This window comes from Actinomadura alba (assembly GCF_014323705.1).
In the GTDB taxonomy this organism is placed as follows: domain Bacteria; phylum Actinomycetota; class Actinomycetes; order Streptosporangiales; family Streptosporangiaceae; genus Actinomadura_C; species Actinomadura_C alba.
Map to the genome: position 1 here is coordinate 218,342 of NZ_JABVEC010000007.1, position 12,347 is coordinate 230,688.

Consider the following 12,347-nt stretch of genomic DNA (forward strand, 5'->3'; position numbering starts at 1 on the left):
GGCCTCGGCGATGGCCATCCGCAGCCCGCCTCGAACGCTCCCAGGGCGTGATCAACCTGGTCGCCGAACGCCTGGAGCGCCTCCCGCTGGCCGCCCGCACGACGTCGGGCGACTCCCGCTAGCGATCCGGACACGACTGCGGCCGCCCCGCCGTCGTCAGCGGGGCGACCACAGATTCTCGCGATCTAGTCGAGCACTGCCCGGCTCGCGTCGGCCTGGAAGCCGCGCAGCGGCAGGAACACGCCCTGGTCGGAGACGACCCGCTGACCCTGCTTGCTGAGCACGAACCGCAGGAACTCCTTGAACACGGGGTTCATCGGCTTGCCCGGGTCATGGTTGAAGTTGAGGTACAACAGGCGGCTCAGCGGGTAGGCAGCCGAGGCTACGTTCTCGTAGGTCGGAGCGTAGGCCGGGTCGCCTGCGTGCTGGGACAGCGAGATCAGCTTGACCGGCTTGTCGACATACGCGTTGCCGGTGTAGCCGATGGCGTAGGGGTCGTTCGCGACGTCGCTCGCGATTTTGAAGACGGTGTTCTCCCACGTCACGTTCGGGTCGTCGGCGGGAGAGCGCCACTCGCCACGCTTGCCGTCCGTACTGAGGACCCGCTGGCGGAGGAACTCCTCGAAGCCGTTCCACGGCTTGATCCCGTAGATGTGGATCGGCTTGTCGGCCCACTCACCCGTGAGGCCGAGCTGTCCCCAGGTCGTGATGGGCTCACCGCCACGGTGCCGTGTGGTGGACAAGATGGCGTCGAGCTGGTCGAAGGAGAGCTTCTCGATCGGGTTGTTCTTGTTGACCACGAAGGTCATGGAGTCGAGGAAGCCGAAGTGCCGGTAGCTGCCGCCCGAGATCGGGACACTCGTGGGGTCGTAGCCGTACTTCGCCCGGAAGTCCGCGATGTCGCTCGGCTTCAGTTCGCGCGACACGAAGACGCAGTCGAGGTTGCCGTCGATCAGCTCGAGCGCGCCGAGGCTGCCGGCGTACGGCGGGTCGATGGTGAAGTTGACCTTGGGGAAGTACTTCTGGAACTCTGCGGTCCACGCCTTCGACTGCCCGACCAGCACGTCCGAGGAGGCGCACTTGTAGTTCCCGGCGAGGTCGTTCTTCTTCGCGCGAGGCTGGTAATCCGGCAGGGCGGAGTCCAGCGTGGGCTGCAGCAGCTCCGGCTTGGGCAGTACGCGGCCCTGCTCTCGCGCGAGTTCCTTCTCCGCCTCGGTCTGGGGCGTGTTGGGCTTGAGCGGTGGCACCGCCCAGACGGCGAGGCTGTCTGCCGTGTTGTCGCTGTCGACGGCGCTCGCGGCCACAGCACTCGTACAGACGAGGCCCGCTGCAACCGACACGATGACGGCGGTCCTGCACCGCCTGTCACCGAGGATGCGTCTCAATCCCATCTCTCCACACCTTTCACGTCGACTTGCGTCCAGGTCGCTCCCCCGTGGGCGTTCGCGGTGACCGCTCGGCGCCAAATGGCGGACGGGTGTCCCGCGGGTACGCGAGTGGACGTTACGAGCGTGTTAAGGCCGCCACCACCCTTGTGCAGGTTGCTGCGGCAAGCGACATAACCGGCATTTTGGTAGTTGTGGTCGCCCCGCCTTCGGTCGTCGGCGGGGCTAGCCGCTACCGCCGATGAGACCGGGCGACGGCGGGTGCGTCCCAGCTGTAGAGGTGCTCGGGGCGTCCGCTGGTGCCGTAGCGCAGCGCCACGACCACGCGCCCTTGGGCCGCGAGATCTGAGAGGTAGCGCTGTGCGGTTCCTCGTGAAATACCGACCGTGTCCGCGACCTCGGCGGCGCTGACGGGATGCTGTGCGGTCCGCACGGCGTCCTCGATCAGCTGCGCGGTGTGGACCGACCGGCCCTTCGGCAGGATGGCGTCGATGAGATCGCCACCGTGCAGGGTTCGCGCCGCCCGGTCGATCTCCGGCTGCTCGAGTGACTGACGCGCCTCGATCTGCGCTCGAAACCTCGCGTAGGCCCGCAGCCGGCCAACGAGATCGGATTCCGTGAACGGCTTGAGCAGGTAGTTGACCGCTCCCAGCCGCAGCGCCTCGCGGACGACGTCGCTCTCGGACGCCGCGGTCAGCATCATGACGTCCGAGCGCACCCGCCGGATGACCGATGTCCCCGGCGCGTCCGGAAGGTACTGGTCGAGTAGCACGAGATCGGCATCCGACTCGGTCGCCAGCTCGACGGCTGAGTGCGCCGTACGGGCGACACCGACGACCTCGAAGCCGGGCGTCTGCGATACATACGCCGCGTGCAGGTTGGCCACCCGGAAGTCGTCGTCGACGACGAGCACGCGAATCACGGCGTTTCCTTCGCCACGGCTTCCGACGACCCGCCGGTCGCCCGCCGCGATGGTTCGACCCACGGGTCGACGGCTTCCAGCACGCCGGGCAACCTTGCCACGAACACCGCACCGCACTCCGTCCCGTGCCGGCTCGTCAGTGCCAGGTCCCCGCCATGCCGCCGGGCGACCTGCCGAGCCAACGTCAGACCGATGCCGTGCGGCTTGTCGCCGTCGGCGTTGGTGGTGATGCCCGGCTCGAAGAGCCTGTCCTCGAGCGCCTCGGGCACGCCATCACCGCTGTCGACCACGACGACCTCCAAGGTGTCGGCCTGGGCAACCAGGGAGACCTCGACCCACGCGGGCCGGCGCCGACCCCGGGCCGCCGCATGGATCGCGTTGTCGAGAAGGTTCCCCAGAACCGTCACCGCGTCAAGGGGCACTGTGAGGCGACGCGGGACGAACGACTCGTCACCGAGCCGCAGGTCGACACCCCGCTCGGCGGCGGCCGCGTTCTTCGCGGCCAGCACGCCGCGCACATACGGGTCGCGCAACCGGGCTCCGTCGCCGTGCTCCGTGGCGAGCGGATCGTTCATCAGCTGACGGACATAGGCTTCCGCCTCCCGTTCGTGCCCGTGGTGCAGCAGACCGAACAGGACGTGCAACCGGTTGGTGTACTCGTGCGCCTGGGCGCGCAAGGCGTCCGACAAGGCCCGTACGACGTCCAGTTCGCGCGCCATCTGCTCGAGCTCGGTGCGGTCGCGCATGGTCAGTACACGGCCGAGGTCGTGCTCCCCGCGCCGGACCGGGGTGGCACTCACGACCAGGGTGCGGTCCTCGGTGGTGGTCGTCACGCCGCGCGCGGGCGGACGTCGAACCAGCAAGGCGCGCAAACCCGCGGGGAGCTTTGTCGCGGCCAGCGGCATGCCGGGCGCGAGGGGCTTGCCGATCAGGCGGGCCGCCGCGTCGTTGCACACGGTGACGCGATCGGCCTCGTCGACGGCGAGGACTCCCTCGTCGATGCCGTGCAGGACCGCCTCGCGTTCGCGCAGCAGGTCGGCAAGGTCGCGTGGTTCGAGGCCGAGGGTCTGGCGCTTGAGCTGGCGGGTCAGGAGCGCGGCCCCCGCCATGCCGAGCAACAGCGTCACGACCGTGAACCCGGCTGCGGCTTGCAGCAGCTCGCGCAGCCGGTCGTAGATCGCGCCGGCGGAGATACCCGCGACGACCTCGCCGACGACCGTTCCGTCGTCGTCGCGCAACGGCACCCTGCCTCGGGCGGACGTGCCGAGGGTGCCGTGCTCGATCCCGTCGAGTTCACGGCCGGCGAGTACCTCCCGCGTCACCGTTCCGGTCTCGCCCACCCGCGTGGGATCGATGTGCGCGTACCGCACGCCGCGCTCGTCGATGACGGAGACGAACAGAGCGCCGGTCCGGATGCGGACCGCCTCGGCGTGTTGCCTGACCTCGGGAGACAGCTCATGGGCGGCGACGTGACGCGCAATGGTCCGGTCGGCGGCGATGGCGCGGGCGATCGTCAGGGCTCGCTGCTGGTACTGCTGCTCCAGCTCCTCACGGAGCAGGACGGTGACCAGGACGAAGCCGAACCCCACGACCAGCAGGAGTACGACGACCTGCGCGAGCAGTGCCTGGGTGGCGAACCTCGGGTACCACTTGGTCCACGGCAAGCGGCCGCCACCGTTACGGGAGGTGGACCGGGGCGGGCGGGGCTTCATTGCGTGCGCCGGGGCGGTTGAAACGGCTCATTTGCGGCACCTGTTCATCACGCCTCCCGGAGTCGACGCTGTTGTAGCGATATAGCGTACGCCGTCAGCAGGAGTCCGTGTCGGTCTCGTAGCCGCGCGACGCGAACTCCTGCAGGTGTGCGGCGCACTCAGCCCTGAAGGCTCCTCAGGGTTGAGCCATGCGTCAAGCGGGCTTTGCGCCAATGTATATCTGGCCGCAGGTGCCGTACGCCCACGCAGCCAGGAAGTACAGCAACGCCGGCAGTCGAACCCAGTCGACTGCCGGCGCCTCGATCCATCGCGCAAAGGGACCGCATTGATCTCAGTTACGGACCGGCGCTGACCTGGATCCGCAGATCGACCTGGAACCGCCGTTCCCAGGCGACGATCACGCGTCCGACAGGGCTGACGGCGGTTGTCGGGGACACGCCGTTCGTCGCGATCACCTGCGTGGTTCCCCACGTTCCCGACCGGGTCACCCGGCGTGTACGCACGCTGCCGACAGTCCCGCTGATGCCCGCCCCCTGCCAGACCACGCTGCCGTCACCGTCGTCGTCGACGCGGACCGAGTGCAGACGGCCGGAGGCCGACAGCAGGACCGGCGCCCCGATCGTTGCCGTGCGACTGATCGGGCGGGCGTACAAATACTTGTTCTGGAACCGGTCCCAGGTCAGCAGCACGTCCCCGTCGAGGTCGCTCGCGACCGAGTAGTTCACCACGTCCGGATGCGATGAGGGGGTGAGCTGACGGACGTTGCCGACGGTTCCGTAGCGAGACACCCAACGACCCCAGACCTGCGTGCTCTGGTCTGCGTCGGTCCAGTGGCGCCATGTCACGAGCGCGTCACCGTCCCGGTCCACGGCCACGCGCGCGGTGAAATGGCGGTCGATCGGCGAGAGGTTCGGCGACACCGTCTTGAGCCCGCTGAGTGTCCCAGAAACGCTGAGGGTTCGAGCCTGCACGACATTGTCATTGGCCCAGGCGAGGACGGCGTCGCCTTCCCGGTCGAACGCCACCGCCGGGGTTTCCGCACGCGCAGGGCTCGACGCAAGCAGCACAGCCGCAGGCAGCGACCCGCTCTTGGTGTACCGGCGCATCATCGGGAGAACGCGGCCGTCGTCATGCCACTCGTTCCAGGTCACCACGGCGTCGCCATCGGAGTCGATGGCCACGTCGGTGCCGTGGACTTTCGCCCCGGTCGGCGACAACACCTTGAGCGTTCCCAACGTGCCGGTCCGGGACACCCGCCGCGCGTAGACGCGGTAGTCCCCGCCGGCGTACGCGTGCCACACCACGATCGCGTCGCCGTCGTCATCGAGCGCGACCTTCGGTAGGCGCGGGTCCTGGCCGGACGGTGAGACGGTGACCGTGGAGCCCCATGTGCCGGTGTGGCTGCGGGACCTCATCTGAATGTGCCGCGGGTAAGGGTAATTGTGGGACTCACGCACCCAGACGAACAGGGCGTCTCCCTGCCGGTCGAAGTTCGCCTGCGAGTGGTAGGAGTCGTACCCGGCCGGTGACACAGAAACGGCTTGGCTGAACGCGGCCGAGGCGGGGGTCGGCAACGAGACGATGCAGGCGGTGAGCAAGACGAGCGTGATGCTTGCGACGAGAGGGCGCAGCCCCGGTCGGGTCAAAGTCAAGGTCTCTTCCGAATGTTTCCGAGGATGTGGCGGTGACTGGCCGACGGCCTGATCCACGAGGCACGAATACGCCATCGAGGGCTTCCGCACTCGATGGATCAAGTCTGCTGGATCTCGGACAGGTCCAGGACGTCGGTCGGTGCGGTCACCGTGTACGGAGCGTTGTAGTCGAGGAAATCGATGCCCTCACCGTCTTTCGCCGGCTTGGCCGGCTCTATCTTCAACGGGTAGGGCGTTCCCGTTGTGGCGATGTACAGCTTGGAATCGTCTTTGCCATCTATGAGCGCGATGGCGGGCTTGCCGTCGATCACGGTGGGCTCACCCTTGGTGATGGTCTTGCCCTCGGGCTTGAGCACCTCGTCGGCGAACTTCTTCAGGTCGATCATCTGCTCGAACTCTGCAAAGTCCTTCGCGTTCTTCGGCGGGACCACCACCCAGCGAGCGCCGATCAGGTTCGCCGCCGCAGCGCCGCCGACGGCGCGCCAGAGTCCGGGACTCTTCACGTAGAACTTCCCGTCCACGCTGATGAGCGCGATGGTGTGCGACGCGCGCCCGATGGGCGCCTTGAGTGTGCCTTTGCCACCGGCGCGGCCGAGGCGCAGGTTCATGGAGATCGTGCCGCCCCCGTCATTCATCTTGCCCTTCACATGGGCGGACGTCGCGGAGGCGAGCGCGTTCTTGGCGGCTGCCAGGATCTCTTGCGGGGACTTGGCCGCCACTCCGTTGTCGACCGGGGCGGTGGCCTTGGGCGTCGTGGTGGTGGCCGCCTCATCAGAGCCGGCGTCGGACCCGCAGGCCCCTGTCATCAGGACCGTGGCCACCACGGCCGCTGTCACTTTACGGCGGGATACGTTCTTCACCCCTTCTAGTCGCCCGCCAGTGAAGATCGGTTGACTCTTTGTCGATATCGAAGTGATCACAAGCCGCAGGACGGTGAGCAGGAAGGCGGTCGACAGCACTCCCCAACCGACGCCGTCCCAGGGTCGCGCTAAGCGAGGGTTGCTGTAAGGCGGCGCACAATGAACCGGCGCAGCCGCCGTCGTCGGGTGGTACGGGCGTCGGCCTCCGGGGTGTGAGGTCGTCCGCGCACCGCCGCGGCCTGCTCCGGACCGGGCCGGCGCCGGCCCGGCAGAGGCGGTGAGCGACCGTACTGCCGACTGATTTGGCGCAATATGGCCAGCTGCGCGGGGCCGGTTCCGGTAAACCGCTTTCCTCTCGGTCCGTCACCACAATGACGGACCAAGGGAACGGGGATCGGTTTGCGATTCAACAGACTGGTAACGGTGATCGCGGCGTTGGGCGCCGCGGCGGTTCCGGCGTCGGCCTTCGGCGCGGTTCCGGCGGAGGCCTCTCCCCGGGCGGCGCAGTGCGCTCCCGGCGGCCCCGACTTCAACGGGGACCGCTGCGGCGACGTCGTGGTCGCCGACCCGGATGCCACGGTGGCGGGCAAGCTGCGGGCCGGGCGGATCAATGTGCTCTACGGCGGCGAAGGCGGTGTGCATGCCGCACTGTTGACGCAGGGCGGACCGGGTGTCGGCGAAAGCCCGGAGTCCGACGACAGGTTCGGCGCCGTCGTCCAGACAATGGACATCAACAACGACGGCTACGCCGATCTCGTGGTCGGAGTTCCCTCGGAGTCCGTCGGCAGCGCCGACGACGCGGGCGTCATCCATGTGATCTTCGGGTCGGCCGGCGGGCTCGGCGGCGGACGTACGGGCATCGTGCTGCGGCAGGGCATTCTCGGCATACCCGGCACCTCCGAGGCTGGTGACAGGTTCGGTGCCGCGGTCGCCGTCAACAGGACCACCGGTGAGTTCGGAACCTGGCCGGCCGTGGCGTTCGGTGCGCCCGGCGAGGACGTGGGAAGCGCCGCGGACGCCGGCGCGGCGGGTGTCGTGACGTTCGACCCCAGTACCGGTGAGGTCGCGACCGCCGCCAGGATCACGCAGAACAGTCCCGGCATCAGCGGTACGGCGGAGGCGGGCGACAGGTTCGGGGCCGCGGTCGAACTGTTCCAGGGCCCCGGCGGCTTCGGCTGTGGCGTCACAGGTGTCAAGGGCTTCACGCTGGTCGTGGGGGTGCCCGGCGAGGACTTGAACGGCAAGCGCGATGCCGGCATGGTCCACCTGGCCAGGAACCTGACCACAGACATGCCACTGTCGCAGGACTCGCCCGGGGTGGACGGCGGCGCGGAGACCGGCGACCAGTTCGGCGCCGGCCTCGCCCTCAGCTCGTTCTGCGAGCATGACGGCCCGTCGCACATCAAGCTCGCGGTCGGTGTACCCACCGAGGACATCGGCGCGGCCGGCGACGCCGGCATGGTGCACCTGTTCGCCACCGATGACGACGAGCTCCCGCTGCCTCAGCGGTGGAGCGTCAACCAGAACAGCGCCGGTGTCGGCGGAACGGCCGAGACGGGCGACCGGTTCGGATCCGTGCTCGCGCTCGGTGGGCCGTGGCGGGACGGTCTCGGCGAACCGCTGGTGGTCGGCCTCCCGGGCGAGGACATCGGCACCGCCAAGGACGCCGGCGGGGTGCAGGTCTTCGGCGACGCGGCGAGCGCGCCCGGAAACGGCGACGTCTTCCTCTCCCAGTCGAATACGGGCGAGGCGCCGCAGGCCGCCGACCACTTCGGCGCTGCGCTCACCACCCGTAACGGCCATCTGCTGGTCGGTGCGCCGGATGACGTGACCCACAGCAAGGGCGCCGTACATGGGATCGCGTGGCCGGCCGTCTTCGGCACGCCGACCCCCGGCCTGCTCTTCGTCCCGGGCAGGGACGGGATCGCCGCGGACGCGGTCCGCTTCGGAGCGGGGTTGACCTGATCCGAGTAACTCCGGAAGCCGATCATCATCGCGTTGGCCACCACGCGGGGAGCGCAACCTAGTGGTCGGCGAGATTCCGCCGGCGGTCGGGGCGATCGCACGCCGCACCGCTTCCGGTCTTCGGGCCATGTACGGCCCGAAGACCGGGTCGGCTTCTACCTGATGATGGCTCGAACTGGCTGTCTGTTCTCACACAAGCCAGTCGTCGTCTCATCCGATCCAGTCGACGCGGCTCATGTCGGGTGTCCCAGTCCCGCTCCCGATACCCGTTCCAGCTGTTGATCCGCTCATCCGAACGTTCGCCGTAGCCGGCCCGCACATCGCCCCTGTGGAAGGTTCACTGGCTCCGCGTCGACGGGTCCACCCACCAGCGTGCCTTGTAGATCTGTGCACCGTGCAGCGTGAGGGTCTCTTTGCGTCGGTTCAGCGTCGCGGTGTCGGTGCACCAGGTGCAGAGGTTCTTGTTCTGGATCAACGCCGTGAGGACCTGCCCGGACTGGAGGTCGTCGCCGACGCTCTTGACACCGGCGACGCTGATGCGGTCGGCGCCCCGGTAGTCCTGCAGGAAGGCGTTCTTCGACTTCGAGTACTGATAGACACCGCTGTCCGTGGTGATCCACAGCCGGTCCGGCCTGGCCGCGACGGGCTGGAGGTCGTGTCCCTTTGGCGTGGGCAGCGGAGTGCGCCGCACCTCGGTCAGCTCAGGCTGAGCGGGGGTGCCGCCGAGTTCGAGCGCCACGAGCTCGTCGCCGCCGAGCGCCCACAGCAGCCGGGACCCATTGTCCCAGAACACTCCATGGCCGTCGGAGAGCGGGAATTCAACGTACGAATTCGATCGCGCTCCTTGCGAAGCCGTATAGACGCGAAGCCACTTGCCGCGGCTCGCGATGATCGCCACGTTGCCGTCGGGCAGCAGCTCGATGCTGTGCAGGTTGGGCTGGGTGCCCACACTCGTTGCCCAGTAGGCCGCACCGTCGGGATAGGACACGACAGTTGCCAGTCCGAGAGAGTCGACGGCGAGCAGATGGGGTTTCCCGTCGCGGTGACGCAGTTTGGCGTCCGAGGGAGCGCCCCAACTGGCCACCAGGTCACCGAGGCCATTCGCCGCGGAGGGCCGCCAGCTCCACAGCACCTTCGTCTCCTGCCAACTCTGCCGGTCCGAGTCGAGGACGAGAATCCGGTCGGTGGCCTGCTCGGTCACCACGATCTTCTCGTCGCTGCTCCCGGACGCTGCATCAGCCGCCGTCGCAGTTCCGGCCACGAGCATCGCGGCACAGGTGACTCCGGTCATACGGGTGAGAAGCCGGGCTTGCGTGAAGGGGTTGCGCACATCGCCTCCATGGATCTCTGTCGAGGACAAATCAGCGTGTTGGCCGCGCACGCCGAAATTGCCGATGATCTTCCATTGGGGAGGCTCTCACAGTGGCGCGAATGAAATACCGTATTGAATGAAACTCTGGGTCACCGCAGCCCGCTCTCGCCATCGTGGGCGCAACTGGCCACTGTGAGCACAGTCGATAACTTGATCTGCGGCGCGAACTTGGTCGCGGCGGGCCGATCTCCGTGAGGGGCCACACGGTCCCGCCCGCGGCCAAGGGCGTGGAGACCGATTCTCGTACGCCCATATCAAGAAGGGCTCCGTGCGTTCCCTAGCTCACGGCGTGTACGGGACGCCGACCTCGGCTACGCCACCAGCCAGTTCCGCCGGCCGGAGACCCGCGGCGACGGGTCGTTTTTCCGCCATGACGAGAGTAAATTGACTGCGCTTCTCGGGCCGCCGGGAGGCACCGACACGTGCCCGAGGAGCTCGAGCGTTGGCACCACTGATGATCGAAATTGATCCGTTGAGAGCCGCCGGCCCCGTCCTGCTGGGCAGCACCCGCGAAGCGGCTGGGGAGGCGCTGCGCGCTTGGGGCGACCCCGAGCCGTACGCGCCTTATCCGGGCGCGTTGCCGCTCGACTGGCGGATCAACGGAGCCTCAGGCGTGGATGCCGTGGTCCACTGCGGTTCCACCGGTGTCGTCCAGACCATCGAGATCGACCTGGACTTCGGCGTTCGCCCCCGAGCCCAGGCCCTCCTCCTGGGCCAGGACATGTTCTCGGTTCCCGCCGAGCAGATGCTGGCGATTCTGCGAGAGCGCTTCGAGGTCGAAGAGGCCGGAGACGGGTACACCGTGCCGGCCCTTTCGCTCGGCATGGGCAGGAGGCTTTCGGCCGAGGACTTCGATGAGGAGGGCGATGGGTACTCCTTCGACAACTTCCTGCTGGCCGGGCCCGGCTACTACGATCCGCCTCCACGTCGGAGCGCAGGCGGCGATCACGGATCCTGAGATCGCCAGGCGAAGATCTCGTCCGTCGATCACTCCGGAAGCCGATTAACATCGCGTTAGCCACCACGCGGGGAGCGCAACCTAGTGGTCGGCGAGATTCCGCCGGCGGTCGGGGCGATCGCACGCCGCACCGCTTCCGGTCTTCGGGCCATGAACGGCCCGATAGGAGCCCGTGACCACTGAGGGAGCCATCGTGCCGGCGCTCGTCCTGTTCTTCGGTTTCCTGGCCGGGATGGTCACCGCCCTCATCGTCGTCGTCTGCGGCATCGTGCTGGGCGTCCGGCACAGTCGGCGCTCACCGGTCAAGCGGCTGGGAGCCGCCTCGCTTCTTGCCGGCAAGGCGTCGACGTGCCCTGTTCCCGTACGGTCAGCAGGGGCGTTCCAGTCGACCGTCCTCGTCGTAAGTGTGCTGCACGCTGAGCAGCGTGTCGTAATGTTTCCGCAGGTACTGCACGAATGACCAGGCTCGCGGGCCGTGGGGGCCGCTGCGGTTCTCCCACGGGATGACCTGGCCGCGCTTACCGTGCTCGGCGGGCGCGAGGTCGATGCAGAACAGATTGCCGCAGCTGTCGGAGGCGAACGGTACCCATCCGGGATGCCACCATACGCACTGCACGAGCCCGTTGTCCGGGTCCAGCTCGTGAGGGGTCCAGTCGTCAAAGGTCCATTGCTTGTGCGCATCCTTGAGACTCCGCCACCGGCTTAGCATCTGCGCGACTGACAGCCCGTCGTACTCGTAGAAGTCCAACCCGCCGGAATCGCCGAACAACCGCAGGTACGCGCGAAAGTCGGCCGGAAGAGGTTCGCCGACCGCGGCTTCGAGCTCGGCCAAAGCCTTCATCGAGTCGTGGCGTGTCGGGGTCAAGGATCGCCCGGGGACCCCGACACGCCACGACTCAACGATTCGTATCCGGTACCGCGTAGCTTCCGGATCCGCAGCGCCCCGGGTTTTGATCAGAGACTCGTACTCTGAGCTCGCGTGCTCGGCGATTTCGGACACCAGGACGGTCAACCGCGCTGTGCAGGAGTCGACCGGGTCCGGCGCTCCCAGCTCGCGCAACACGCGGACGGCTTCGCCGTGCCGCCATTTCTCGGCGATGCTGACCGGTGTGACCACGAGAACTCCACCAGCGGAAGGCTGCCGGTGGAAACGGCGCACATGAGCGGCGTTATCCCCAGATCCGATTCCGGGTCAACCGGTAGACCGGCGTCCAGGAACGGCCGTACCAGCTCGACCTTCCCGGTGTCCGCCGCATCAAGGACCATCGGATCGCCGTCGTCATTGCTCGTGGCAGGGTCGACATCGTCCGCGAACAGCCGGGTGAGGGCGGCGGAGTCACCACTGGTGATGGCGTCGAGCAACGCTTCGGCCGTATCCACCATCGGATGATATGGGGCTCCGTTAAGCGTTTTCCGGCGGCCGGATCACACTGAACAGGTGGCGATATCGGTGCGGAGCTCGGGCGGCTCATGTGCGCTGGAGGTGAAAGGGAGGCCGGGTCGCCTTCGCCCGCAGCGACT

9 protein-coding genes are annotated in these 12,347 nt (G+C 67.8%); 2 read left to right on the forward strand and 7 right to left on the reverse strand.

Annotated features, from left to right (window positions below; translation table 11 throughout):
* Window positions 1-185 precede the first annotated feature (185 nt).
* The 5 genes from HKK74_RS12380 to HKK74_RS12400 form a co-directional block, all read right to left on the reverse strand.
* Window positions 186-1,391, reverse strand: coding sequence for a PstS family phosphate ABC transporter substrate-binding protein (locus tag HKK74_RS12380; protein WP_187243298.1), 1,206 nt, complete (start codon window positions 1,389-1,391; stop codon window positions 186-188).
* 226 nt (window positions 1,392-1,617) lie between these two features.
* Complete coding sequence (locus tag HKK74_RS12385; RefSeq protein ID WP_187243299.1) at window positions 1,618-2,307, reverse strand: response regulator; 690 nt, start codon at window positions 2,305-2,307, stop codon at window positions 1,618-1,620.
* Window positions 2,304-3,971, reverse strand: coding sequence for an ATP-binding protein (locus HKK74_RS12390; RefSeq protein ID WP_222722175.1), 1,668 nt, complete (start codon window positions 3,969-3,971; stop codon window positions 2,304-2,306). The genes HKK74_RS12385 and HKK74_RS12390 overlap by 4 nt, the downstream gene beginning before the upstream one ends.
* A 383-nt stretch (window positions 3,972-4,354) precedes the next feature.
* Window positions 4,355-5,671, reverse strand: a complete 1,317-nt coding sequence (locus HKK74_RS12395) for a hypothetical protein (RefSeq protein WP_187243301.1) — start codon at window positions 5,669-5,671, stop codon at window positions 4,355-4,357.
* A 98-nt stretch (window positions 5,672-5,769) separates the two neighbouring features.
* Window positions 5,770-6,630: a hypothetical protein gene (locus tag HKK74_RS12400; protein ID WP_187243302.1), complete on the reverse strand. Its 861-nt coding sequence runs from the start codon at window positions 6,628-6,630 to the stop codon at window positions 5,770-5,772.
* 324 nt (window positions 6,631-6,954) lie between these two features.
* Between HKK74_RS12400 and HKK74_RS12405 the strand changes: the two genes are divergently transcribed.
* Window positions 6,955-8,496 (forward strand): FG-GAP repeat protein, encoded by a 1,542-nt coding sequence (locus HKK74_RS12405; RefSeq protein WP_187243303.1) that lies wholly within the window; start codon window positions 6,955-6,957, stop codon window positions 8,494-8,496.
* A 337-nt stretch (window positions 8,497-8,833) separates the two neighbouring features.
* Here the strand turns inward: HKK74_RS12405 and HKK74_RS12410 are convergent, their stop codons facing one another.
* Window positions 8,834-9,826: a DUF6528 family protein gene (locus tag HKK74_RS12410; protein WP_222722176.1), complete on the reverse strand. Its 993-nt coding sequence runs from the start codon at window positions 9,824-9,826 to the stop codon at window positions 8,834-8,836.
* Between the two features lie 496 nt (window positions 9,827-10,322).
* On the opposite strand from HKK74_RS12410, the gene HKK74_RS12415 reads away from it, so the two are divergent.
* A complete protein-coding gene (locus HKK74_RS12415) occupies window positions 10,323-10,826 on the forward strand; it encodes a hypothetical protein (RefSeq protein ID WP_187243304.1) in 504 nt (167 codons plus the stop codon).
* Window positions 10,827-11,193: 367 nt separating this feature from the next.
* Here HKK74_RS12415 and HKK74_RS41375 read toward each other — a convergent pair whose 3' ends face one another.
* Window positions 11,194-11,943 carry an SMI1/KNR4 family protein gene (locus HKK74_RS41375; RefSeq protein ID WP_187243305.1) on the reverse strand — a complete coding sequence of 250 codons (750 nt, stop codon included), beginning with the start codon at window positions 11,941-11,943 and terminating at the stop codon, window positions 11,194-11,196.
* Window positions 11,944-12,347 lie beyond the last annotated feature (404 nt).